We start from the raw sequence: 24,402 nt of genomic DNA on the forward strand, positions 1-24,402 counted from the left end.
AGATGAAAGGCATTATTCTGGCAGGCGGATCGGGCACGCGGCTTTATCCCATAACCATGGGCGTATCGAAGCAGCTTCTGCCGATCTATGACAAACCAATGATTTATTACCCGTTATCTGTGTTGATGCTGGCAGGAATACGGGATGTACTCATCATAACCACACCGAACGATCTGGCCAGTTACCAGCACCTGCTGGGCGACGGCCAGCAATTTGGGGTAGCCATTAGCTACAAGGTCCAGCCAAGCCCAGATGGTCTCGCCCAAGCCTTTATTTTAGGCGAAGATTTTATTGGGCAAGACAGTGTGTGCCTTGTTCTGGGCGATAACATTTTCTATGGCCCGAACTTCAGCCCTAAACTCAAGACAGCAGCGGCTATCACTAGCGGCGCGACAGTTTTCGGTTATCAGGTAAAAGACCCGGAGCGTTTTGGCGTCGTCGCCTTTGATGAAAATAAACGCGCTATCTCCATAGAGGAAAAACCGGCAAGCCCGAAATCCAATTACGCAGTGACTGGCCTATACTTCTACGACAACGATGTCATTGAAATCGCCAAGTCCGTGAAACCCTCTGATCGAGGGGAGCTGGAAATTACCAGCATAAACCAGGCCTACCTGGAGCGCGGTGATCTCACGGTCGAGCAGCTGGGCAGAGGGTTCGCCTGGCTGGATACCGGCACCCATGAGAGCCTGCTGGAAGCGGCGCAGTTCGTAGAAACCATCGAGCGCCGTCAGGGCTACAAGATTGCCTGCCTGGAAGAAATCGCGTGGCGAAATGGCTGGCTCAGCACTGAGCAAGTTCAAACGGCGGGTGAGGCCCTCTCGAAAAATGGTTATGGCCAATACCTGCTGGATATTATCAGGGGGCCACAGTGATACCCGTCGTAAAACCGTACCTGCCAAGCCGTGAAAAGCTGGATAAGTACCTTGACGGTATTTATGAGCGAGCTTGGCTGACAAACAATGGCCCCCTGGCGCAAGAACTTACTGCCCGTCTGGAAGAGTATTTGGGTGTTGAGAACTTGCTTCTGGTGGCAAACGGTACCTTGGCGCTTCAGGTTGCATACCGTGCGTTAGGAGCAAGTGGTCACGAACATGGCGAGCAGCAAGAAGCCATCACCACGCCGTTCACCTTCATCGCGACCGCCAGTTCCTTGAAATGGGATGGAGTGCAACCTGTCTTTGCAGATATCGATCCGAATACCTGGTGTATAAACCCGGAGAATATTGAGCAAGCTATAACGTCAAATACCAGAGCCATTGTGCCCGTGCATGTTTTTGGCAATGCCTGCGATGTAGAAGCCATTGATGAGATAGCCTGCCGCCATGGCCTGAAAGTCATCTACGATGCCTCCCATGCGTTTGCCGTCCAATATAAAGGCGAAAGTCTCCTCAAGCACGGTGATGCCGCAACCCTCAGCTTCCACGCCACAAAACTATTTCATACCGGAGAGGGCGGGGCCATTATCTTTAAACGCAAGGAAGATCTGGAGCGTGCGAAGCAAATGATTAGCTTCGGCATCACTGGCCCTGAGAGTATTGGCGAGATTGGCATCAACGCTAAAATGAATGAATTGCAGGCGGCGATGGGGCTGTGTGTTCTTGATGAAATGGAAGAAAACCTGACAGCGCGGGCAGATGTTTGGCAGCGGTACCAGGAAGCACTAGGTAACGCTGTACAACTCCAAGCCAAAGGCCATGCGCTTAGCTACAACTACGCTTATTTCCCGGTGGTTTTTAACAGTGAAGAACAAGCCGTGCGTGTGGTAGCCGCTCTCAAAGACAATGGCGTGCTGGCTAGAAGATATTTTTACCCATCACTGGAATCGGTGGAGCGCCTTGAGGCCAAAGTAAACCAGCCAGTATCAAAAGATATAGCCAGCCGGATACTGTGCCTGCCCATTTACTCAAGTATGCCTACTGAAATTCTAGAAAAAATAACAGGCGTTGTGACAGAGGTGATTAAGGGATGAAAAAAATTCTATTTCTGGGTGGAGCCCCAACTCAGATACCACCTATTAAATACGCGTTGGAGCAGGGGCACCACGTTATCACCTTGGATTACCTGCCCGACAACCCAGGCCATAAACTGGGCCACGAATACTACAACGTTTCCACAACAGACAAAGAAGCGGTTCTTGAGGTAGCGAAGGCAGAAGAGATCGATGGCATTGTTGCCTATGCATCCGACCCTGCCGCGCCAACTGCCGCTTATGTTGCTGAAAAAATGGGGTTGCCCGGCAACCCTTACGAGTCGGTAGAAATTCTCGCTAGAAAAGATCTGTTCAGAGATTTTCTCGCCAAGAACAACTTCAGCGTACCGCGCTCCAAGGCATTTTATGAAGAGGCGGAAGCCAAGGTTTGGCTGGATGAAATTGGTGTTCCAGCGTTTATAAAACCTGTGGATTCTTCAGGCAGTAAAGGCGTAACACACCTTCAAAGCGCAGAGAGTTTTCATGATGCTTTTCAGCACGCTCTTAAATTCTCCCGCGAGAAAAAGGTAGTTGTCGAAGAAAGAATCGTTCGGCAAGGCTACCAGGTAGCTGGCGATGGATTTGTCCTTGATGGCGAATTAGTTTTCCGTTGCTGGGCCGATGAACACTTCGACAAACTCTGCAATGGACTCGTTCCCATAGGGCAAACATTCCCAACATCCCACAGTAACGAACTCCTCAGCAAGGCTCATAATGAATCCCAACGGCTTTTGACATTGCTGGGGATGAAAACCGGAGCATTGAACTTTGATTTTGTGTTTTCGGAAGATGGAAAGTTCTATTTCCTCGAGCTTGGGCCCAGAAACGGTGGCTGCCTGATACCGGAAGTAATCCGCTACGCTACTGGTGTTGATCTTATTAAGTACACCGTGGATGCAGCTTTGGGTTTACCTTGTGTGGGGCTTGAGATGAAACCGGTCAATGGCTTTTGGTCCAGCTATATGGTGCACGCTATTGAAAACGGTCAATACCAAGATCTGTCTCTGTCTGAGCGAGCCAAAGGGTATATCGTTGAGAAAGATGTTCAGCTCCAGCCGGGAAAACAAGTAAACGTCTTCAGCGGATCCCACGACACATTGGGCACAATGATTCTGAAATATCCGAGCCAGGAAACAATGCTGGATATGCTCGACAACATGGAGCGGGATATTCGTGTCATTGTTGAGTGATGCCTTGGGCGGCTACATCGGTCTTGAGCTGCCCGATAACAATGATTTCTGGCTATCCAAAGCCCTTAAATTCAATTCGGCAAGAGCTGCATTTGCCAGTTTGGTGGAGCAGATAGAAGCTCGTAGTGTATGGCTGCCCCGATATTTGTGCGACACCATGAGCGCTATTCTGTCGGGCAGAGGAGTGGAGCTTAAATTTTATGACCTCACCGAAAGGTTCGAGATAAAAGAGCACTTGAGAGTTGATGAAGGCTCCATTATTTTATTCGTGAATTACTTCGGGGTGTGCAGCCAACAGGCCCAAGATGTCATCGACAAGTACGGCGCTGACAGTGCTGTAATTGATAATTCTCAGGCACTATTTGACGAACCGTTTGACGCGCTGGCTACCATTTACTCCCCCCGAAAGTTCTTCGGCCTTCCCGACGGAGGGCTTCTATTTTCGGACGATCCACGAATCAAGCAATCAGAGTTCAGGGATACAACCTCTGAAAGCCGCATGGGGTATTTGATTAGCAGAATCACAGAAAGTCCCGAAGCGGCTTATCAAAAGTACCAGGATGCCGAGAAAGCGATTTGCGATTTGCCTGTTCAGGGCATGTCCAGACTCACGGAGAAGCTCTTGCGGTCGGTTAATTACGATGCAGCTAGGGTTGCACGTACCCGTAACGCGCAGTACCTGGAAAGAAAGCTCCGGGAATATAACAAGCTAAGTCTGGATATCGGCGACATTACCGCGCCGCTATGTTACCCGTTTCTCCCGAATGTGAGCGCAGCAAAAAGGGCAGAGCTAATTGCAAACAGAGTGTTTCTTCCTAGCTACTGGCCTGAAGTGCTGACCCGAGTGGAAGAAGAAAGTTTTGAGTGGGAACTGGTAACTAATGGCCTTTTTCTCCCCTGTGATCAGCGCTATACCGAAGAAGATATGGAAAGGCTTGTAAGCCTGTTGGCAATCAAATAAAGGGTATTTATACATGGCTGCTCCTGAAAACCGGACAGAAAAATACGCACGGGTCTCCACACTTGAGGTGCTACTAAAAGAACTGAACGGTAACCTCGCTGGAGCCAACGAGGCCTATCTAAAGGATTCGGAAGAGCGTTTTTCAAAGATCTTTCTGATGGGGCCACATCGCTCTGGTAGTACACTGTTTATGCAATGGCTAGCCAACACCGGCCTTGCGGCCTACCCAACCAACATGCTCTCTCGCTTCTTCGGCTCTCCGTTGGTGGGTGCCAAAATCCAGCAGCTGCTAACAGACCCTCAATACAATTTCCGGAACGAAATTTTGGATTTTAATTCCGAAATCAACTTTAGTTCTGATAACGGTAAAACCAAAGGCGCATTGGCGCCGAACGAATTCTGGTACTTCTGGCGGCGTTTTCTGCCCTTTGGTGAACTTGATTACCTGCCCGGCGAGGAATTGCGTGAGAAAGGTAACCTGGCAGGGTTCCGTGACGAGTTAAACGTGCTGGCGAACATCTTTGAGAAACCGTTCGCCATGAAAGCCATGATCATGAACCAGAACATTCCAGGGCTGGCAGAGCAGTTCGACAAATCTTTATTTGTTTGGATACGTCGTGATCCAATCTTCAATATTCAATCTGCGCTAGAAGCAAGAAAGCGCCAGTATGGTGATATTAACACATGGTATTCCTTCAAAATTAAAGAATACCCGGAGCTAGCAAGCCTTGATCCACTTGAGTCAGTGGCGGGGCAGATTTTTGCAATAAACCAATCCGTAGAGCTAGGGATCGCGAACTTGCCAGAAAATCGAAAGCTCGTTGTCCAGTACGAAGATTTTTGTCAACGGCCAGAACACTACTATAACGAAATAAGTCGCAGGCTGATTGAGCAGGATGGTGTTGATAAAGTGCCTACCTACAGCGGCGACACTGAGTTTTCTAACACTAATCGGTGGCGGCTGGAGGAGTATTCGCAAGAAGACGCTGAGCGAGTGTATGCATATATTAAGGAACAAGAAAAATGAGTCACGCTGTTTTTAGTAAATTAAAGCGAAAGCTAAAAATGTTACTTGTTGAATTTAAAAGCAAGAAAAAATCCAAAGGCAAAACGAAATATTTCTGTGTTGGAAGAAATAAAACAGGAACCACTTCACTGAAAGCTGCTTTCGAAGCTCTTCAATATCCAGTAGGGCAACAGCGCAGGGCTGAAATCCTCACGATGGAGCATTATTTCGACGGTAACTTTGTGCCGATTATAAAGTACTGCAAGTCAGCCCAAGTTTTCCAGGATGTTCCTTTCAGCTACCCGGAAACATATAAACAGCTTGATCAAGCCTACCCCGGCAGTAAGTTCATTCTCACCGTCAGGGACAACTCGGAGCAGTGGTACCGTTCCATCACACGCTTTCATGCCAAGAGGTTTGGTAAAGAGGGTCGCATACCTACTGTAGAGGACCTGAAAGCCGCACAATATGTTCAGCCGGGCTTCATGCACAACGTCATTCGTGTGCATGGCACAACCGAGGAAGATCCTTACAATAAAGACGTCATGACCGCTCATTATGAACGTTACAATCGTGAAGTGATGGAGTATTTCAAAGGTCGTCCCAGCGATCTTCTTGTGATTAACATAGCTGAGCAGGGGGCTTATCAAAAATTTGTCGAATTTCTTGGGGTCGACTCTCCTTATGATGACTTCCCTTGGGAGAACAAAACGTAATGCAGGGCAGTATTAAATGCAGTCAATGAACCAAAAAATCGGTGCAGGCGTGTTGTGGAACCTGGCAAGCATGTTTCTAACGCGCGGAGCCAGCACCATTTTTTTGCTATTCCTGGCGCGCATACTGGCGCCCGATGCCTTCGGTTTAATTGCCATGGCCACGGTGGTGTTTGAGCTAGCCAACGCCTTTGTCAATTCAGGCCTAGGCGCTGCGCTGATTCGCAGCAAGAGCGTATCGGATGCCGATTTAAACACCGTTTTTCTTACCAATCTTGGGCTTAGCGTGGCAGCCTATGTCGCTATCTTCACTAGCGCGCCCTATATTGCCCTATTTTATAGCCAGCCAGAGCTGGCTGAGGTAGTGCGGGTGATGGGGCTGGTGGTTTTCATCAACGCAGCGAAAATAGTTCAAATCGCTGTGCTCAGCCGAAAAATGGATTTCAAAACCCAGATGAAGGCCAATACGGCCGCCTCTGTGGTGTCTGGTGTCTTGGCGGTAACAGCGGCGTATCAAGGCTGGGGCGTATGGAGCCTGGTTGTGCAAATGCTTAGTCAAGCAGCCATGTCTGCCGTCATTCTTTGGCTGGCTGGAAACTGGAGGCCTAGTTGGCAGTTTTCAATAGAGTCATTTTTGAGGCTGTTTGCTTTTGGGCGAAACCTGTTGGCGGAAGGCTTGCTGTCAGTTTTGTACCAAAATTCTTATGTGCTGGTGATCGGGCGTTTTTTTAGTGCAGAGCTAACCGGGCTTTATTTTTTCGCTAAAAAAATCAGCAATTTGATTTCGCAACAGTTAACCGGTGCAGTTCAGCAAGCGACCTTTCCGGCACTCGCAACCTTGCAAGACGACAACGCCACACTGAAATACAAATACCGTCAGATCATGCAGCTGATGATGTTCCTGATTGCTCCGATCATGATGCTGTTGGCCTCATTAGCACCAATTCTTATTCGCTTGGCGTTCGATGAAAAGTGGCAAGGTGCGGTGCCTTATCTCCAGCTGTTGTGTATCGTGGGAATGATCTTTCCCCTCCATGCCTTGAATATAAATTTGCTTAACGTAAAGGGCCGCTCCGATCTTGTTTTCAAGGTTGGACTAGTGAAGAAGGCAGTGAACCTAACTATGCTATTCGTGGCCATACCCTATGGCGTGTTAGCTATTGTTGCCTCGCAGGTGGCCGCCTCTTTCTTTGGGTTACTACCAAATACCTATTTTTCAGCAAAGTTAATTGACTATTCACTGCTTGAGCAAATCAAAGACGTGATCAAACCCATCGCTGCTGCAATGCTAGGCGGCGCCTCAGCTTGGTGGCTCGGGCAGCTGTTATCAACGCATCAGGTCGTCACGCTAGCCCTCTCCGGGCTTTTGGGCGCGAGTGTTTATCTTGCCAGTAGTGCCGTTATTCGTGCAGAAGGGCTGGTAATGCTGTGGGGTAAAGTGTCCAAACAGCAACAACGCGCTAAGTAATTGAGGAAGTAGAGTCGCTATGTCAGAGCAGCAGCCAAACGTGGGTGGAATCGTCCCCAAGCCACCCGAGCCAAGACCAGAAGCAGAGATTATGGCTGGTTGGGAAGGTGATGTTGATTCGCCGCTCGTGAGCATACTATGCGCCACGTATAACCATGCGAACTATATCGAAGATGCTATTAAAGGGTTCCTTTGTCAGGACACGGGGTTTCCCTTTGAGATAATTATTGCCGATGACGCGTCAACAGATGGCACAAAAGAAATTGTGGAGCGGTATGCAGCCAAGTTCCCAAGAATAATAAAGCCTATTTTTCATTTTGAGAATCAATATTCACAGGGGTTTAGGCCTCCTCGTTATTTCAAGAAATTGATTAAGGGGCGTTATTGTGCTCTCTGTGAAGGAGATGATTACTGGGTTGATTCCAAGAAGTTACGATTGCAGGTAGAGGGCCTAGAAAGAAATCCAAACGTGGATTTGTCAATTCACCCAGCATATATGCTGGATGTGGAAAGGCAAAAAGCAACACTGATGTATGAGCATGGTGATCGAGAATTGATACTACCGGTTGCTGCGCCTGTTGCATCAATGTCCCAGTTTTCGCCAACCGCCTCTTATGTGTTTCGTACGGAGGCATTTCTTTCTATGCCGACTTGGTTCTTTGAAGCAATAGACTTGCCGTTCGGTGACTATTTTGTGGAAGCGATCATTGGAAGACCTGGAATTCTTTATTTCCCTGACGCTTTGAGTGTTTATCGAAGAAATGTGCCAGGTTCTTATACGGCAATGACCAAGCAGGCTGAGGAAACGCAGCTGCTTGAGCGACTTAAGAGTATTTTGGCTTATACGAGAAAGCTGTCGGTTTTTTCTGAGATACCTAAATCAGCATTAGAAATCCGGTTAAAAATGGTGCTGCGTGATTATATAAATATGGCTATATATCGAAAAAGCCATTCTATGTTGATAGTCATTGCTGAAATTGCAGACAGTTACGAGGTTCCGTTTGGTAAGAGAGATCAGCTGCTTGTTCCTAGTCGTGTTTTGTTTTGCTTGTATGCAATCTTGAAAAGAGCAAAAGGAATGGCGCGTCAATTAATTAAAGCCTAACGCCTCGTTGTTATTGAATAGGGAATTTATTGATTATGCTGTCGGTGAATCTGACTACGACCTCTGAAAGGCTAAGCCTCTGCCGCATCGCACTAACATCACTGCTGATGCAGTCGAGACTCCCGGATCAAATTAATCTCTGGGTATCGAGGGAGCCGTATTTGAGTGACCAAGGCATTGCCGGCGACGATATCATTAATCGGCTTGTAATGTCTTTGCCTGAAACTAATCGACATCTGATACAAGTTCGCTGGACACCAAATACAGGGCCTTATCGGAAATTAATTCCTGCGCTGCGTGAAGCTGGTCCCGACGATCTCATCGTCACGGCAGATGATGACATTTTCTATGGTGAGGCTTGGCTTGCTAGCCTTATGTCGGAGTATGAGTCTTATCCAGACAAGGTTGTTGCGGGCAGGGTGCGGCAAATCCGATATGGGATCCTGGGTGCAAAAACCTCGTACATGCATTGGGGTTTGATATCCGAAAGTACCGCTCTTTCAAAGGATTATATTGTCACTTTCGGTGGCGGTGCCGTGCTGTCAAAGGCCATGTTCCGTGAGCAGGATATCTACGATGATAGATTTATCGACATTGCGCCAAGGGCGGATGACCTGTGGTATTCGAAGTTGCTGACGTTAAGCGGCCAGCAAGTAAAAACGGTTCCTGCTGGTATGGACGAACTTTTTTTTATGACTCACCCGCATGGTCTTGCTTATTCGAATCTTTCTACTAGTGCTAATTCTCTTCTGGCCAAAGCTTTGCAAAGAGTATGGGTGTCGTCATATGGTGCGTTAGGTGGCGCTGTTTGTGGTAATGATTATGCATTCATTGGAATTGAACGATATTATGAGCGAAGCTAACTTGATGTGATCTGAAATTTCGCTAAGTATATTCTTATCTGTTTGCAGCTGCTAATTCGACCAACTGATGTAAGGTTTTGATGTTGAAGTAGCTTGTCATTTTTCGTATTTTTTTCAAGACCACGCTGAGCAAATGGGCGATATTTAAAATATAGAAATCGATTTATTGTGGGGCCTCTTTGAAATGTGAGGCGATTCCAAGTTCGGCGAAGTGAGTGAATGAATAGGGTTTTTTTATGAGTGTTAACACTTCTTACGGGGTGCTGGCTAATTTATCAGTAGTGATTCCGTCCTATAAGTCGGAACAATTTATTTCTAGAACGATAACTTCTCTTCTTGAGGAAGGGGTAATGGAAAGCAATATAATAATTGTTGAGGACGGCGTTTTTGATAATACGTCTGTAGTGATTGATAGGTTTACAGGGGTTGTTCATTTAAAAAACAAAAACAATGAAGGGGCTCCCAAATCGAGAAACAAAGGGCTTTCCTTTGTTAAAACTCAGTATGTGATGTTTTTAGATGCTGACGATTATGTTGAGGCAGGTATTCTCGCAGGGCTGGTTGAGTCGGCTGAAAGCGAAAGCGCTGATATGGTTTTTGGTCCTTGGCGCTATAATGGCGAGAAACAGAAGGAAGGAAGAATGCGGTATCCTCCATCTCTAAGCAACTATGAGTGGATATTTTATTGGCTGCTTAAGAGTTGTGTACCGACCTGTAGTGTCGTATGGAAAACAGCTAGCGTTAAACGTATTGGTGGATGGGATGAAAGAATCAAAAAAAATCAAGATGGTGAATTAGCTGTTAGAGCATTTATTGCAGGTTTAGAGGTGGCTGTTTCAAAAAAAGGATATGGAGTTTATTGGCAGCATGAAAATTATCGAATTAGTAATGGGACAGCAAAGAATACCTTGTTTTCGTCTGAAGTTATTTATAATAATTTGATTGAATGGCTTTGCCATTGCCCGAAAAATCAGCCTTTACAGATTCGCTATGCATTGGGGAAGTATTGTTGTATACAAGCTTGGGTTGCTGCCTCTGATCCGTTGGTTTCGAGTGACGACTGTCAGCTTTGGTTGGAGAGGGCGAAATTTCACGGTTATGATAAAAAATATTATAGCCGAGCCTCAAGGATATTTCTTATTGTCGGGTTGAGGTGTGGTGCTATTTTAAAATCTTTCTTTGTAAAACGCGCTGGCCTGATCGTTAAGAGTTGACTTTTAGAGGCTGACGGAATGTAAAACATTAATGTTTATTTGGAATTAATTTATGGTGCTGAATGTAATTTCATCTTTAAGTGGTGGGGGGGCGGAACTTCTTGTCAGGGAGCTTCACAAGCTGTATGAAAATAAAGGTGTTAAAACAAAAGCACTTTACTTTTCTGGAAAATCTGCAGATAAAAATAACGGAGAGCATGTTATTGGCGTTGGGCCCAAAAACCCTTTAGCCATTTTCTATATTCGTAAGTGGATTATTAGGCTGAGTGCAGAATCTAATGATGTGCTGACAGTGCATGCCCATCTCACATGGCCTTTCTTTTATGTTGCACTGGCTTCTTTGGGAATTAATAATGTAAGGTTGATTTACACTGAGCATAATACTACGAATAAGAGAAGGCAGGTTCCTTTTTTGAGGTTATTGGAAAGGTTTATTTATGGTCGGTACTCAAAAATCATCTGTATTAGTCCGGCCGTTAAAGAAAGTTTGATCGACTGGATTGGTGACCGCTTCCTTCCTAGGGTTGTTACCGTTACAAACGGCGCACCAATATATGATTTGTATCACCGCCCTCCTGTTCCGGGCCGAAGGGTCCGTCTTGTTTCTGTGGGCTCGCTTACAGAAAAAAAGAACTTTTCTGTTGCAATTAAAGCGGTTGCAAAAATTCCAGAAATTATTGAGGTATATAAGATTATCGGTGAGGGTCCAGAAAGAAAAAAATTAGAGCACCTTATTAAGTGTGAAGGTGTGGAAGGCAAAGTGGTGCTTGTGGGGTGGTCTGATTATATTGAAGAACACTTAAAAGAAGCGGATATACAGCTGATTCCCTCTTTATGGGAGGGGTTTGGCTTGGTTGCAGTGGAAGGTATGTCAACTGGAATAAGCATTGTTGCATCTGATGTTCCTGGTTTGAGGGATGTATTAGATCCGAATAATATGGCAGTTACGCTTGTTAAGGATGTGGGGAATGTGAGTTGTTGGGTCGATGGGATAGTTAGCAGTGCTGATGATTTTAGGTTGTATAACGTTGCCGACATATCTTTTTCTGCTCACAGTCAGGCTGAAAAATTTTCATTAGAGGAGATGGCCGAAAAATATCTTGATGTTTATAGGTGTGAGAGTTCTGAGTGATTTTTATTAATAATGAATTTCCTGCGGTCTCTGCGTTTCTCTGTCGTTATGCGGAATTTTAATTCAGGAGCGGTTTTGGAAATTATTTCATCTGTTTATCACTTTATTAGTGCCTTTTTCGTTTTGTTTTTCGGGGTTGTGGTAACGATAAAGTTTGGAAGGTTTTTTTTAATTCGAGACATTGAGTCTGTTTTTTTATATGTGTGGCATTCCCTCTTTTCTTTATTCTACCTTTATTTTGTGTTGTCGTCCGGCGGTGATGCGATTAAGTATTTTAATAGTGGGCTTTTTTGGGATGGTGATATTGCGGTCGGCACTGCGGCTGTGGATGCTATTTCTGCGTTGTTAGTTTCTGGGATGGGAATGTCTATTCTTGGTGTTTTCTTAGTGTTTAATATTTTTGGGCAAATTGGGTTGCTCGCGTTTTGGGGGAGTCTGAAACACGCTGTTTCAGGAAAAGTGTGGTGGGTGCGTTACTTGGCTGTGGTTTTTGTGTTGCTGCCTTCTGTTAGTTTTTGGAGTTCTGCTTTGGGGAAAGATGCAATTTCCTTTATGGCTGTAGGGTTGGCGCTTTGGAGCTCACTTAATCTTTCTAAACGTGGCGTGATGATGACATCTTCCATTTTCGTTATGTTTCTCGTCCGGCCGCATATGGCTGGCATTATGGTTTTGGCTGTTGCCAGTGCTTCTTTATTAGATGGTAAGACGCCTATATTACGGAAGTTTTTTCTCGTTTTTGTTGCTTCAGGGGTGGCCTCTGTGTTGGTTCCATTCGCTTTGGACTATGCGGGTATTGGTGAGGTTGTTGATGCTGAAACGGTCACAGACTATATAGATAAGCGTCAAACTTACAATATGGATGGTGGTGGCGGTGTCGATATTGCTTCTATGTCTCTTCCGGTAAAAATGTTTACGTATTTATTTCGCCCGTTTATCTTTGAGGCTCGAAATGCTTTTTCTCTTGCTGCTGGCGCTGATAATATTATTCTTTTGTTCTTATTCGTAGTTGGTGGATTTTCAATGTTTCGAGGAAAGAAATCCGGCTTAAACGAAAATCGTACTTTTATGTGGGCGTATTCACTCGGTTCGTGGCTTATTTTAGCAATGACAACGGCCAATTTGGGGATTGCCCTTAGGCAGAAATGGATGTTTGTTCCCATGCTTGTCTTCCTGTTGATCTCGGTCATTGGTAGGTCACGGGTGCCGGTAGAACCAGGGCAGGTTTCTTTGGAGAGGGGGCGCCGGTGACTAAGTCTGTCTTTTTGCTTGTTGCAAGTTTTCCGGATTCGTTGATCAAATTCCGTGGCCCTCTTATCGAAGCGCTATTGACCGCAGGTTGTGAGGTTCATGTTGCCGTCCCTGGTCTTGATCCCGATTCTGATATTGCGGCACGCCTCAAAATGCTAAGCGTTCAGGTTCATGACATTCCGCTTCAGCGCACGGGTATGAATCCGGTTAAGGATCTGTCTGCCTTGTTTGCACTGCGAACGCTAATGCGAAAAATCGGTGCGGATTGCGTGCTCGGCTATACCATCAAGCCGGTGATTTATGGCTCGCTGGCTGCTTGGCTAGCGGGTGTAACGAACCGTTTTGCGCTGATTACCGGGCTAGGCTATGCCTTTACGGGGGAGGCCACGGGCTTGCGGAGGGTGCTGCGGACGTTGATTCAGCAGTTGTACCGGTTCTCGCTTTCCCGTAATCGGCTTGTGTTCTTCCAGAACCCTGATGATGAGGCGCTATTTCGGGCGCTCTCATTGCTCAAGCCCGCCATTCCCACCTATGTAGTGAATGGCTCGGGGGTGGATGTGGCGGAATATACGGTGGCTGGGCTGCCTGAAAAGCCTTCATTTTTGCTGATTGCACGTTTGCTTGGGGACAAGGGCGTGCGCGAATATGCTCAGGCGGCGGCTTTGGTGAAGGAGCGTTTCCCGGAAGTAACGTTTCGGCTGGTGGGCTGGATTGATGACAACCCGGATGCCATTAGCCAGGCCGAGCTGGACGCGTGGATTTCTGCCGGGACAATCGAGTTCCTGGGCAAGCTTTCTGATGTTCGCCCGGCTATCGTTGATAGCAGCGTGTATGTGCTGCCTTCCTACCGTGAGGGAACGCCCCGCACCGTGCTGGAAGCCATGGCCATGGGGCGGGCGGTGATTACCACTGATGCCCCTGGTTGCCGTGAGACTGTGGTGAACGGCGATAACGGTTATCTTGTGCCGGTTCAGGATGCACCGGCACTGGCAGCGTCCATGATGAAGCTCATCGAGAGCCCGGATCGGGTTGCGGCCATGGGGTCGCGGTCGCGGCAGATGGCGGAAGACAAGTACGATGTACACAAAGTGAATGCGGTGATGCTCAGGGAAATGGGGCTGACATGAAGCGGTTGATGGATATTCTTGGCGCGGTGGCAGGTTTGCTGCTGCTGGCACCAGTCATTGTGGTTTTATCTTTGCTTGTCAGGATAAAGCTGGGCGGCCCTGTGCTGTTCCGGCAGACCCGCCCGGGCAGGGCGGGGCGGTCATTTGCGATGGCCAAGTTCCGCACCATGACGGATGCGCGCGATGCCAATGGCGAGCTGTTGCCTGATGCGGATCGGTTGACTGGCTTTGGGCAGTTTCTTCGCGCCAGCAGTCTGGATGAGTTGCCGGAACTGTGGAATGTTCTCAAGGGGGATATGAGTCTGGTAGGGCCGCGCCCCTTGTTAATGGAATATCTGCCACTGTACTCCGAGCGACAGGCTCGCCGTCATGAAGTGCGTCCTGGTATTACCGGTTGGGCGCAGGTGAATGGCCGCAATGCCCTGTCCTGGGAAGAGAAGTTCGAACTGGATGTGTGGTATGTGGAAAACCGTACTCTGTGGCTGGATATCAAGATCCTGTTTCTGACGGTCTGGAAGGTGATCAAGCGGGACGACATCAATCAGGATGGTGAGGCGACCATGACGCGTTTTACCGGGAGCCAGAAATGAGCCGTCGTCTCGGGATTATCGGTGCCGGAGGGCACGGCAAGGTGGCTGCAGATACGGCTTTACGTTGTGGCTGGTTGGAAGTGGTGTTCTTTGATGGCCTCGCCGCTGAGGGGCCGTACTCGATTGGTCATTGGGATGTGCTGGATGTCCCGGAGAATGCCGATAATCATGATTGCGATGCGTTTTTTGTTGCCATAGGCAATGCACAGCATCGCAGAACCTGGTGCGAATGGGTGCTTTCGAAATCCCTTCCGCTGGTATCACTGGTTGACCCTTCCGCCGTGATTAGCTCCTTTGCGGAGATTGGTGAGGGTGTGTTGGTGGTAGCAGGTTCGGTGATCAATGTCGATGCGAGGGTTGGGCGCGGTGCCATTATCAATACCCGTGCCAGTCTCGACCATGATTGTGTGCTTGGCGATTACAGCCATGTCTGTCCGGCCGCTGCATTGGGCGGTGAGGTCACGGTAGGTGAGGGTACATGGCTGGGCATCGGCTGCCAGGTTAAGCAATGCATTGCTATTGGTCGTGCTGTGACTGTTGGCGCCGGCGCCACGGTAGTATCTGATATTCAAGATGGTTTGACGGTGGTGGGTACGCCTGCACGGTCTGTGTAATCGGGGATTTTCCCTGTTATGATATAGCTAACCGGTATTTTGGTGGGGCTTGCTCTATGGGACGCTCTAAAAATCAAACAGTTGCCTTCAAGGTTGCTCAGGCCGTCGGGTCTATGGCTATTGAGAATGTTCAACTATCCCGTGATGCCCGTGCAAAGATGCTGCGTGTGGCTCGGGGAAGTGAGCCTGCTTCTGTGGCGATTGATGCATTGGTTGAGCAGTATCGGCAGGTTGAGCCCGCTGGCTGAAGTATGGACGCCGATTATCAGAATTATGATCTTCAGGATGAAGATCCTTATCTCATACCGGGTTCATCCTGTCTTGTTAACAGCCTCGGTATTACGGATACCGCTAGATTAAACCAGGCCGAAGCAGATATTAGCGCTGTGGCGTATGCCCAGTTGATTGCCTTTCCAATTACCCCCTCCTTTGATTTGGCGCATTTATGTGCAATCCATGCGGCCTTGTTCGGCAACGTTTATCCGTGGGCGGGAGAGTTGCGGCGTACCGAAATTGGTAAGGGAGGAAAGCTGTTCCTCCCTTACTCGATGGTAGAGACGATTGCCCATGAGATTTTCCGTGACCTGCATGATGAGGGACTATTACGCACGCTTGAGGCCTGGGCCTTTGCTGAGCGCGCGGCCTATTACCTCGGGCGAATCAATCTTGTTCATGCTTTTCGGGAAGGGAATGGCAGAACTCAACGTATTTTGATTGACCAACTGGCCGAACTGTCTGGCTATGCATTTGAGTGGTGGGCTATCTCTGGTGAGCAGATGGCTCAGGCTTGTCGGGCTGCTCGGCAGGATGTGCCGGATTATTCATTGTTGGTAAGGCTGCTGCAATTACACATCACAACGCTGTGATGGCCTGCTTCAGGCTATTTTTTGATACTGAACGGAATCCAATTTCTTATGCTTAACGGCCCTTTCTCCCCCTGGCCTTCCTTTTCTCAGGAGGAGGCCGATGCGGTGTCCCGCGTACTCCTCTCTAACAAGGTGAATTACTGGACTGGCCAGGAGGGGCGTGAATTCGAGCGTGAATTTGCGGCCTTCGCCGGTACCGAGTATGCCATTGCGGTAGCCAACGGCACGTTGGCGCTGGATCTGGCCCTGAAGGGGCTGGGTATTAGTGAAGGTGATGAGGTGGTGGTGACGCCGCGCACCTTTCTGGCGTCTGCGACTTCCGTGATCAATGCCGGTGCGACGCCGGTGTTCGCGGATGTGGACCCGGATACCCAGAACATTACCCCTGAAACGGTTGCCGCTGTGATTACCCCGAAGACCAAAGCGGTTGTCTGTGTGCATCTGGCTGGCTGGCCTTGCGACATGGAGGGCTTTATGGCGCTGGCTGAACAGCATGATCTGTTCATCATTGAAGATTGTGCCCAGGCCCATGGTGCGACTTATCAGGGCAAGCCGGTAGGTGGTCTGGGGCATGTGGGCTGCTGGTCGTTCTGTCAGGACAAGATCATGTCCACTGGCGGTGAAGGCGGCATGGTTACGGTGAATGATCGTGATTTGTGGTCCCTGATGTGGAGTTTCAAGGACCATGGAAAAAGTTGGGACGCCGTTTATGAGCGTGAACACCCGCCGGGGTTTCGCTGGTTGCATGAGTCTGTGGGTACTAACTGGCGGCTGACAGAAATGCAGTCAGCTATTGGGCGGATTCAATTGCTGCTGATGCCTGAGTGGACAAGGTCGCGTCAGTCGAATTGTCGGGCAATCTGGGAGACTGCTGCATCGTTGCCCGGGCTGCGGGTGCCGGTGGTGCCGCAAGGCATCGGCCATGCGGGTTACAAGTGTTATGTGTTTGTGGATGAGGCTGCTGTTAATGAGCCGGTTGCAGATGTGCGTGACCGGATTATGAATACTGTTGTCGCAGAAGGGGTGCCGTGTTTTTCAGGGTCTTGTTCTGAGGTATATCGGGAAAAAGCGTTTACAGATCTTGGCTTGGGGCCGCAAGAGCGTTTGTCGGTGGCCAAGGCATTGGGTGATAGTTCGTTGATGTTTTTGGTACACCCGACATTGACCGAGGCCGAGATTGATAAGACCTGTGAGGTGTTGCGCAAGGTGATGAGTTCGGATGTCGGGTTACGGCCTTCGTCCTAACACGACCTACGGGCGATTGGTCTGTGTTCATGGTTTGTAGGTCGAATTAGCCTAAAGGCGTAATCCGACAATGCATTTGGCAGGTGAGTGCTGCGGGTCATGGCTATGCCTGGCTCAATCTATGGATGGATGAATGTCGGATTACGTCCTTCGGACTAATTCGACCTACCTATGAGGTGGGTGTTTGATTCGATTGTGCCGGTTCTCGGCGAGCGTTCTGCTTTTTTCTTTTCTGGCTTTTCTGCTGGTGTTCCACTCTACGTATGCGGCACTTCCCCTCATCGCTGGGGCCTCAGCAGTGCTGTGCTTACTGTTTTCGGGGCGGCGTTTTAGTGGGGCATTTTCTGTTGATGACTACCTGATACTGGCGGTTCTTGTCTTGTTTTCTGCAGTGTGGCTAGGTGACGTCTGGCGTACTGGGCAGTGGCCGGTGGGTGAGGGGCGGCAGGGTGTCTGGCTGCCGATGTGGCCACTGCTCGCGGGCCTGGTCTTGTTGGTATGGCGATGCGTGCCACCGACAGCCTCAGCGTGGTGGTTTGGGGTGCTGTTTGGCGCGCTGTTGGCCGGCGGAATTGCTGCTTATGAGTCTCTCTGGCTTGGTGGTGGGCGCGCACACAATGGGATGAACCCGATCCCGTTTGGGGACCTTGCGTTACTACTGGCGACGCTCTCACTGGTACTACTCGTATATCCGCGTACATTATTTGGGCATGAATACTCGGGCTGCAAACGGGTCCTGTGTGTATTGGGCGTGTTCGCGGGGCTGCTGGCGTCGGTGTTATCCGGTACACGAGGGGGCTGGGTGGTGTTTCCTGTATTGGCGCTGATTTTGTGTTGGGCTGCGTCATTTATGCTGCCCCGCAAGGGCATTGCTGTCTGGTCTGTGCTTTTGTTGTTTTCACTGTTGATGATCGCGCTATTGCCGCAGGTGTCGGTATCGAATCGTGTCAGCCAGGGAGTGGGAGATCTTGAGGAATACGTTGATGGAGAGCGTGACTCCTCGCTGGGGATACGTTTGGAAATGTGGGAGGCCGGTTGGCTCCTGATCAAGGCAAAGCCGTTGCTTGGTTGGGGCGAGGGCAGGCTTGAGGTGCGCCGGGATGAGTGGGTCGCTGAAGGTCGTTTTACACAAGGGGTGAGTCTTCATGATCAGTTGCATAGCGACATGATTGATACCCTGGCGCGTCGCGGTTTGTTGGGGTTGTTGTCATTGCTGGGCATGTATGGGGTGCCGCTATGGCTTTTCTGGCGCTATTGGCGGCAGGGCGCAAAGGCGGGGAACAGTGAGGTGCAGGCGTTTGCGCTGTGTGGTGTGTTGACTGTGGTGGCCTTTGTCGGGTTTGGACTCAGTCAGTCCATGCTGCGGGACGCCCGGGGGTTGTCAGGTTTTCTGGGCCTGCTGGTGGCCTGCTGGTGCTTGCTCAAACAGGCGGCTGAGTGTCAGGGCGATGCCGGGTTACGGCCTTCGGCCTCTCTGTGCCCTTGGGTAAACACGACTTACGAGTAGATGGTGTGGTTTGTAGGTCGAATTAGCCTGAAAGGCGTAATCCGACAAGGGACTTGGCAAGTGAGTGCGTCTGTCATAGCTGTGCTTGGCTTGGTCTATGGATGAATGAGTGTCGGATTACGTCCTTCAGACTAATTCGACCTACCGGGTTGCCGCGGAGCGTTCGTTTGCAACAGATTGAAAAAGATTCACGATTACGAGGCAGCGTCACTGACTGTGGTTGCCATTTGTCGCTTAATTGTCACGGTTTATGACTAGATTGCACCTAAATTAGTGCTTTTTACCCGTTGGATATCCTGAGGAACGGCCTATAATGCTCCTCCGGCTAATTAGTGTGACGAAAGTCACAGACGTATGGCTAAGAGGGACTTTGCCGTATTAGTCGCCCCTGTGGTCGCATGGATGGACCTGTTATGACGAACAAGTATCTGTATCCCCCGTGCATCAGATGGTATCACTGTCTCGTGCGGCTAAGCGCTTGATTATGCTGAGTGCGGATGCGCTGGCGGCGCCTTTGCTGCTGTGGCTGGCTTATGGGCTGCGCCTGAATTCGGCAACGCCAGACGTTGCTGACCTCTGGTTGCTTGTGGCCGGGCCCATGGTGCTATTGCCTGCCTTGTACGCCTTTGGCTTTTACCGCTCGATTGTGCGTTACCTCGGTGCAGAGGTGGCGTGGTCTATTTTGGCTGGCGTGACGTTTGCTGTGGTGGTGCTGGCTGCTTCCTCCTATATGGTGTCGGCGTCGACGCCCCGTTCTGTCTTTATCATCTTCTGGGCGTTGTTGGTGCTCTACCTGGGCGGCAGCCGTTTCATGATGCGCCGCTTTCTCTATAACGTTCTAGGCAAACGCATTGCCAGTGAGTCAGTGGCGGTTTTTGGTGCCGGCGGTGCTGGTGCTCAGTTAGTGTCTGGCCTGCTTTCCACGGCGGAGTTGCACCCGCTGATGATTGTGGATGATGCGCCAGGCAAACAGGGCACACTGCTTTGCGGCGTGCCGGTAGTCAGTCGCCGCAAGCTTGAAAAGGCCGTTGAGCGAGGTGTGATCCGGACTGTGCTTTTGGCGCTGCCTTCTGAAAGCCGCGCCACGCGCATGGCGGTAGTGCGTTGGCTGGAAACGCTGAATGTACATGTGCAGACGGTGCCTTCGTTTGCGGATATTGCCAGCGGCAAGGCGCGCCTTGAGGAAATCAAGGAAGTCTCCATTGATGACTTGCTGGGCCGTGATGCGGTGCCGCCCCGTACGGATCTGCTGTCGCGCTGTATCAGCGGCAAGCATGTTTTGGTGACCGGGGCTGCGGGTTCCATTGGTAGTGAGCTGTGTCGTCAAATCCTCAAACTGAATCCCTCCCGATTGGTGCTGCTGGATCAAAGCGAGTTTGGCCTGTATGCCATTGAGAAGGAATTGCGGACATCGCTGTCTAGCTTGGGCAGAGATATCGAGATTGAGGTGGTGTTGGGCTCGGTGGTGAATCGTGGGCTGATGGAGCGCCTGTGCCGTGAAAACCGGGTAGACACTGTGTACCACGCTGCGGCTTATAAGCATGTGCCGATTGTGGAGGCGAACCCAGCTGCGGGTGTGCGCAATAATATTCTGGGGACGCTGGAAGCAGCCTTAGGCGCGGAAGCGGCCCATGTGAAGCACTTTATCTTGGTGTCAACCGACAAGGCGGTGCGCCCTACCAATGTGATGGGGGCCACCAAGCGTTTTGCTGAGCTGGTGCTTCAGGCCATTGCCGCGCGGGGCTCGGAAACGGTGTTTTCCATGGTCCGTTTTGGCAACGTGCTGGGGTCTTCCGGCTCCGTGGTGCCCCTGTTCCGTGATCAGATTCAGAAGGGCGGGCCGGTGACGGTGACCCATCCGGATGTAATTCGTTATTTCATGACTATTCCGGAAGCTTCCCAGCTGGTGATTCAGGCCGGCGCCATGGCCAAGGGCGGCGAGGTGTTTGTGCTGGATATGGGTGAGCCGGTGCGGATTGTGGACTTGGCCCGCACCATGGTGCATTTGATGGGTATGTCCGTGCGGGATGACAATAATCCGGACGGCGATATCGATATTGCCTTTTCCGGCCTGCGTCCGGGTGAGAAGCTCTATGAAGAGCTGCTGATTGGGGACTGCAGTACGCGAACCGAGCACGAGATGATTATGCAGGCCCATGAAGAAAAGCTGGAATGGGATGAAGTTTATTTTGCTCTGGAGGCCTTCCGCAAGGGATTGGCCCGCGCTGACCAGGATGCCCTGCGCGCCTTGCTGCGCAGCTATGTGAATGGCTACGAGCCCGGTGGGGCGAGTATCGAGTCGCCGCAAAGCGCCCCAAGCCGCGAATTGCCGCCTATGGTGGCGAAGACGGCGAGCATGGCAGAATAGTCTTGCCTGATTGTCGGGTTACGCCTTTAGGCTAACCCGACCTACCAAACTACACGTTGTGGGAGCGTTGGTTCCACCGCGATGCAATCCCCTTGATGGTGAGTTGCGTAGGTCAGATTAGGCGCAGCCGTAATCCGACATTATCCTGTGAGTGTTGGTTTTTGCTTATAGTAAATTTGACTAAGCCCTTCCTTTTTATATTCCCTTTGCCCTGTAAAATGCCCTTTTGCTGCGGGATTTGTCACGTGGTGTCTTGGCTTGTGTGGTTGACCGAATGACCGTGGACATACTGATAACACTGCTGATTGTGTTGGCTGTGCTGGGGGCGCTGGTGAGTAACCGTGTGCCTGCGGATATGACCATGATGGCGGCGCTGGTAATGGTCTTGGTCACGGGCATTATTTCCCCGGGTGAAGCGCTGTCCGGCTTTGCCAACCCGGGCCTGATGACTATTGCCGCGCTGTACGTGGTGGCGGCGGCTTTGCGGGATACCGGGGCGATTTACTGGGTGGCGCACCGGTTGTTAGGTCAGCCCAAGTCCGTACTTTCCAGCCAGTTTCGCTTGATCGCACCGGCTTCCATTCTTAGTGCGTTTCTCAATAACACCACCGTTGTGGCGATGATGATTCCTGCGGTGCAGGAATGGGCGCAACGGTTGCGGCTGTCTGCTTCCAAGCTGCTGCTGCCATTGAGTTATGCGGCGATTCTCGGCGGTACCTGTACCTTGATTGGTACCAGCACCAACCTGGTGGTGGATGGATTGGTGCAGGAAAAAGGCCTGCCGGCGTTTGGTATTTTCGATGTGGCCTGGGTGGGCGTGCCGGTACTGCTGGGTGGTGCGGCATTCATGTTGCTAATCAGTCGCTTTTTGTTGCCGAACCGGGCCAGTATGGCGTCCCAGTGGGAAGATGCCCGTGAATACCACGTTGAGATGCTGGTGGCGAAAGGCAGCCCGTTGGCCGGCCGTACTATCCAGGATGGGGGGCTGCGTAACCTAACCTATGGCTTTTTGACCGATATTCAGCGCGATGAACGCCTGTTTACGGCGGTTGGCCCGGAAATGACGCTACAGGAAGGCGATCTACTGGCGTTTGTCGGGGTGCCGGAGTGCGCGCGGGAGCTGCAACGCATTAATGGCTTGCAGGCCGCCCATGGTGGTGCGCACAAGCTGGGCCTGAATAACCACCAGCGCCATCTTGTGGAAGTGGTGCTGAGCCCGGAATTCCCCGGCATTGGCCGTTCCGTGAAGGAAACCGGATTCCGGACCCGTTACCAGGCAGCGATTTTGAGCATCAGCCGTAATGGGAAGCGTGTGCCCGGCAAGGTGGGCGAGCAGTGTTTGAAGGTAGGGGATACCTTGCTGCTGGAAACCAGCCAGCAGTTTGTCGAGCAGTATCAGTATCGTCGCGATTTCATGCTGGTGAGCCCGTTGAAGGATTCCACGCCCCCGGACTTTCGCCGTGCGCCGCAGGCAGTGGCAGTGTTGGTGGCCATGGTGATGGCGAATGTGTTGGGGCTGGCTTCGACCCTGGAGGCGGCCATGTTCGCAGCCGGGCTGATGATCGCGTTGCGTTGTGTCACCGTGAACCGCTCGCGGATGAACGTGAGTGTGAACTTGCCGGTGTTGGTGGTGATCGGCGCCTCTTTTGCGTTGGGCAAAGCCATGGAGTCCAGTGGCGCGGCCGCCTGGATTGTGGAACAGGTGATCCCGGACGGCGGCTTGTCGCCCTTTATGGCGCTAGTGATTATTTACCTGCTTACAGCGGTGTTCACCGAAATGATCACCAACAATGCCGCTGCCGTATTAGTTTTCCCCATTGCTATCGGTGTGGCGGAACAGCTGGGCGTCAGCCCCATGCCCTTTATCGTCGCGGTCATGTTCGCCGCCTCCGCCAGCTTTATGACCCCGCTGGGTTACCAGACCAACTTGATGGTCATGGGCCCAGGTGGCTACACGTTCAGTGATTATCTGAAAATCGGGTTTCCGATGAGTGTGGTGGTGGCGGTGATTAGCCTGACGGTGATTCCGATGGTTTGGGGGTTTTAAAGAGAGCTACGAGCTACGAGCTACGCTCGATTGGATCAGGTAAAAGGAAAAGTTCCCAAGGATGGGGCGTTAATAATGTGGAGAAGCAGGGATGCGTCTTGAAAATTTGGATGTTTGGCGTCGATCAGTGGATTTGAGTGTTGAGATTTATCGGCACTTTGCGGGTCATCGTGATTTTGGTTTTAGGGATCAGATAACCCGGTCGTCATTGTCTTTGCCGTCGAATATTGCAGAGGGGTTCGAGCGGGCTTCAGACAAGGAGAAAGCCTTGTTTCTGAATTATGCTAAAGGCTCGGCTGGTGAATTGAAAACCCAGTTAATCATTGGCAGAAGAATTGGTTACATCTCTGATGCAGTAAGCAATAAGTGGGGCGATGAGGTTAATCAGTTATCGAAAATGTTGTTCGCGATCATGCGCAAGTTGAAGTGATTTTATGGTGCTGGGCCAAAGGCCCGGTTGTGTTTTTCTAGCAGCTATAAGCTCGTAGCTAGCCGCTGCTCTTCGAACAAAGTGAGGTATTTATGTCTTCTCCGTACCAGGAAAAAGCAAACGAATCCAAAGCCCATGTCGTTTGGCATGAGTCGAATGTGACCAAGGCGGACCGTGCCAAGGTTAACGGGCAGACGCCTAAGTGTATCTGGCTGACGGGTTTGTCCGGTTCCGGTAAGTCCACACTGGCAAATGCGCTGGAAGTGGCATTGACCGAGCAGGGCCGGCACACCTACTTGCTGGACGGCGATAACGTGCGCCACGGTCTGAACAAGAACCTGGGCATGAGCGATGAAGACCGTACCGAGAATATCCGCCGGGTGTCTGAAGTGGCCAAGCTGATGGTCGATGCGGGCCTGATCGTCGTCACTGCCTTTATCAGCCCGTTCCGTGCTGACCGCGATGCGGCCCGTGAATTGTTCGAAGACGGCGAGTTCGTGGAAGTGTTTGTGGATGCGCCGTTGGAAGAGTGCGAAAAACGTGATCCCAAGGGCCTGTATCAGAAAGCACGCCAGGGCATCATCAAGGAATTCACCGGTATCGATAGCCCCTACGAAGCGCCGGCCAAGGCGGAGTTGGTGGTGAATACCGCTGAAAACGATATTGAAGCCTGTGTGAAGCAGCTGATCGCCGCCATTGTTTAAAGCGGCTTTTTGGCTAAGGAAGATGCCGGATT

22 protein-coding genes are annotated in these 24,402 nt (G+C 50.5%); all 22 read left to right on the top strand.

Annotated features, from left to right (window positions below; genetic code table 11):
• Window positions 1-2 precede the first annotated feature (2 nt).
• The 22 genes from rfbA (at window position 3) to cysC (ending at window position 24,370) form a co-directional block, all read left to right on the top strand.
• The gene (rfbA, locus tag ABNH18_RS02400; RefSeq protein WP_349381280.1) at window positions 3-875 is read left to right on the top strand and encodes a glucose-1-phosphate thymidylyltransferase RfbA; all 873 of its coding nucleotides are present in this window, start codon (window positions 3-5) and stop codon (window positions 873-875) included.
• Entirely contained in the window at window positions 872-1,972 is a 1,101-nt protein-coding gene (locus ABNH18_RS02405; RefSeq protein ID WP_349381281.1) for a DegT/DnrJ/EryC1/StrS family aminotransferase, read from the top strand. The genes rfbA and ABNH18_RS02405 overlap by 4 nt, the downstream gene beginning before the upstream one ends.
• Entirely contained in the window at window positions 1,969-3,162 is a 1,194-nt protein-coding gene (locus ABNH18_RS02410; protein WP_349381282.1) for an ATP-grasp domain-containing protein, read from the top strand. The genes ABNH18_RS02405 and ABNH18_RS02410 overlap by 4 nt, the downstream gene beginning before the upstream one ends.
• Window positions 3,146-4,123, top strand: coding sequence for a hypothetical protein (locus tag ABNH18_RS02415; RefSeq protein WP_349381283.1), 978 nt, complete (start codon window positions 3,146-3,148; stop codon window positions 4,121-4,123). The genes ABNH18_RS02410 and ABNH18_RS02415 overlap by 17 nt, the downstream gene beginning before the upstream one ends.
• 13 nt (window positions 4,124-4,136) lie before the next feature.
• Window positions 4,137-5,150 carry a sulfotransferase gene (locus tag ABNH18_RS02420; protein ID WP_349381284.1) on the top strand — a complete coding sequence of 338 codons (1,014 nt, stop codon included), beginning with the start codon at window positions 4,137-4,139 and terminating at the stop codon, window positions 5,148-5,150.
• Window positions 5,147-5,845, top strand: a complete 699-nt coding sequence (locus ABNH18_RS02425) for a sulfotransferase (RefSeq protein WP_349381285.1) — start codon at window positions 5,147-5,149, stop codon at window positions 5,843-5,845. Before ABNH18_RS02420 ends, ABNH18_RS02425 begins: the two co-directional genes overlap by 4 nt.
• Window positions 5,846-5,861: 16 nt before the next feature.
• The gene (locus tag ABNH18_RS02430; protein WP_349381286.1) at window positions 5,862-7,310 is read left to right on the top strand and encodes a lipopolysaccharide biosynthesis protein; all 1,449 of its coding nucleotides are present in this window, start codon (window positions 5,862-5,864) and stop codon (window positions 7,308-7,310) included.
• Window positions 7,311-7,329: 19 nt separating this feature from the next.
• Window positions 7,330-8,415: a glycosyltransferase family 2 protein gene (locus tag ABNH18_RS02435; RefSeq protein WP_349381287.1), complete on the top strand. Its 1,086-nt coding sequence runs from the start codon at window positions 7,330-7,332 to the stop codon at window positions 8,413-8,415.
• 161 nt (window positions 8,416-8,576) lie between these two features.
• Window positions 8,577-9,278: a hypothetical protein gene (locus tag ABNH18_RS02440; RefSeq protein ID WP_349381288.1), complete on the top strand. Its 702-nt coding sequence runs from the start codon at window positions 8,577-8,579 to the stop codon at window positions 9,276-9,278.
• Between the two features lie 236 nt (window positions 9,279-9,514).
• Window positions 9,515-10,492: a glycosyltransferase family 2 protein gene (locus ABNH18_RS02445; protein WP_349381289.1), complete on the top strand. Its 978-nt coding sequence runs from the start codon at window positions 9,515-9,517 to the stop codon at window positions 10,490-10,492.
• 52 nt (window positions 10,493-10,544) lie between these two features.
• Window positions 10,545-11,624 carry a glycosyltransferase family 4 protein gene (locus ABNH18_RS02450; RefSeq protein WP_349381290.1) on the top strand — a complete coding sequence of 360 codons (1,080 nt, stop codon included), beginning with the start codon at window positions 10,545-10,547 and terminating at the stop codon, window positions 11,622-11,624.
• A gap of 75 nt (window positions 11,625-11,699) precedes the next feature.
• Window positions 11,700-12,872: a hypothetical protein gene (locus tag ABNH18_RS02455; RefSeq protein ID WP_349381291.1), complete on the top strand. Its 1,173-nt coding sequence runs from the start codon at window positions 11,700-11,702 to the stop codon at window positions 12,870-12,872.
• The gene (locus ABNH18_RS02460) at window positions 12,869-13,999 is read left to right on the top strand and encodes a glycosyltransferase family 4 protein (RefSeq protein ID WP_349381292.1); all 1,131 of its coding nucleotides are present in this window, start codon (window positions 12,869-12,871) and stop codon (window positions 13,997-13,999) included. The genes ABNH18_RS02455 and ABNH18_RS02460 overlap by 4 nt, the downstream gene beginning before the upstream one ends.
• Window positions 13,996-14,589, top strand: coding sequence for a sugar transferase (locus tag ABNH18_RS02465; RefSeq protein WP_349381293.1), 594 nt, complete (start codon window positions 13,996-13,998; stop codon window positions 14,587-14,589). The genes ABNH18_RS02460 and ABNH18_RS02465 overlap by 4 nt, the downstream gene beginning before the upstream one ends.
• Complete coding sequence (locus tag ABNH18_RS02470) at window positions 14,586-15,203, top strand: acetyltransferase (protein WP_349381294.1); 618 nt, start codon at window positions 14,586-14,588, stop codon at window positions 15,201-15,203. Before ABNH18_RS02465 ends, ABNH18_RS02470 begins: the two co-directional genes overlap by 4 nt.
• Window positions 15,204-15,454: 251 nt before the next feature.
• Window positions 15,455-16,069, top strand: a complete 615-nt coding sequence (locus ABNH18_RS02475; protein ID WP_349381295.1) for a Fic/DOC family protein — start codon at window positions 15,455-15,457, stop codon at window positions 16,067-16,069.
• Window positions 16,070-16,117: 48 nt separating this feature from the next.
• Entirely contained in the window at window positions 16,118-17,314 is a 1,197-nt protein-coding gene (locus ABNH18_RS02480; protein ID WP_349381296.1) for a DegT/DnrJ/EryC1/StrS family aminotransferase, read from the top strand.
• Between the two features lie 298 nt (window positions 17,315-17,612).
• The gene (locus tag ABNH18_RS02485) at window positions 17,613-18,821 is read left to right on the top strand and encodes an O-antigen ligase family protein (protein ID WP_349381297.1); all 1,209 of its coding nucleotides are present in this window, start codon (window positions 17,613-17,615) and stop codon (window positions 18,819-18,821) included.
• Window positions 18,822-19,305: 484 nt separating this feature from the next.
• Window positions 19,306-21,189, top strand: a complete 1,884-nt coding sequence (locus ABNH18_RS02490) for a polysaccharide biosynthesis protein (protein ID WP_349381345.1) — start codon at window positions 19,306-19,308, stop codon at window positions 21,187-21,189.
• Window positions 21,190-21,463: 274 nt separating this feature from the next.
• Window positions 21,464-23,236: an SLC13 family permease gene (locus tag ABNH18_RS02495; protein ID WP_349381298.1), complete on the top strand. Its 1,773-nt coding sequence runs from the start codon at window positions 21,464-21,466 to the stop codon at window positions 23,234-23,236.
• Window positions 23,237-23,327: 91 nt separating this feature from the next.
• Window positions 23,328-23,666 carry a four helix bundle protein gene (locus ABNH18_RS02500; RefSeq protein ID WP_349381299.1) on the top strand — a complete coding sequence of 113 codons (339 nt, stop codon included), beginning with the start codon at window positions 23,328-23,330 and terminating at the stop codon, window positions 23,664-23,666.
• Window positions 23,667-23,758: 92 nt separating this feature from the next.
• Window positions 23,759-24,370 carry an adenylyl-sulfate kinase gene (cysC, locus tag ABNH18_RS02505; RefSeq protein WP_349381300.1) on the top strand — a complete coding sequence of 204 codons (612 nt, stop codon included), beginning with the start codon at window positions 23,759-23,761 and terminating at the stop codon, window positions 24,368-24,370.
• Window positions 24,371-24,402: the final 32 nt, after the last annotated feature.

It is taken from the genome of Alcanivorax sp., assembly GCF_040118815.1.
Classification (GTDB): domain Bacteria; phylum Pseudomonadota; class Gammaproteobacteria; order Pseudomonadales; family Alcanivoracaceae; genus Alcanivorax.

Coding starts and splice junctions, on each gene's coding strand:
- ABNH18_RS02500 (WP_349381299.1), top strand. CDS start 23,328: ATGCGTCTTGAAAATTTGGATGTTTGGCGTCGATCAGTGGATTTGAGT.
- ABNH18_RS02430 (WP_349381286.1), top strand. CDS start 5,862: ATGCAGTCAATGAACCAAAAAATCGGTGCAGGCGTGTTGTGGAACCTG.
- ABNH18_RS02490 (WP_349381345.1), top strand. CDS start 19,306: ATGCTGAGTGCGGATGCGCTGGCGGCGCCTTTGCTGCTGTGGCTGGCT.
- ABNH18_RS02495 (WP_349381298.1), top strand. CDS start 21,464: ATGACCGTGGACATACTGATAACACTGCTGATTGTGTTGGCTGTGCTG.
- rfbA (WP_349381280.1), top strand. CDS start 3: ATGAAAGGCATTATTCTGGCAGGCGGATCGGGCACGCGGCTTTATCCC.
- ABNH18_RS02480 (WP_349381296.1), top strand. CDS start 16,118: ATGCTTAACGGCCCTTTCTCCCCCTGGCCTTCCTTTTCTCAGGAGGAG.
- ABNH18_RS02465 (WP_349381293.1), top strand. CDS start 13,996: ATGAAGCGGTTGATGGATATTCTTGGCGCGGTGGCAGGTTTGCTGCTG.
- ABNH18_RS02435 (WP_349381287.1), top strand. CDS start 7,330: ATGTCAGAGCAGCAGCCAAACGTGGGTGGAATCGTCCCCAAGCCACCC.
- ABNH18_RS02445 (WP_349381289.1), top strand. CDS start 9,515: ATGAGTGTTAACACTTCTTACGGGGTGCTGGCTAATTTATCAGTAGTG.
- ABNH18_RS02450 (WP_349381290.1), top strand. CDS start 10,545: ATGGTGCTGAATGTAATTTCATCTTTAAGTGGTGGGGGGGCGGAACTT.
- ABNH18_RS02420 (WP_349381284.1), top strand. CDS start 4,137: ATGGCTGCTCCTGAAAACCGGACAGAAAAATACGCACGGGTCTCCACA.
- cysC (WP_349381300.1), top strand. CDS start 23,759: ATGTCTTCTCCGTACCAGGAAAAAGCAAACGAATCCAAAGCCCATGTC.
- ABNH18_RS02475 (WP_349381295.1), top strand. CDS start 15,455: ATGGACGCCGATTATCAGAATTATGATCTTCAGGATGAAGATCCTTAT.
- ABNH18_RS02425 (WP_349381285.1), top strand. CDS start 5,147: ATGAGTCACGCTGTTTTTAGTAAATTAAAGCGAAAGCTAAAAATGTTA.
- ABNH18_RS02470 (WP_349381294.1), top strand. CDS start 14,586: ATGAGCCGTCGTCTCGGGATTATCGGTGCCGGAGGGCACGGCAAGGTG.
- ABNH18_RS02410 (WP_349381282.1), top strand. CDS start 1,969: ATGAAAAAAATTCTATTTCTGGGTGGAGCCCCAACTCAGATACCACCT.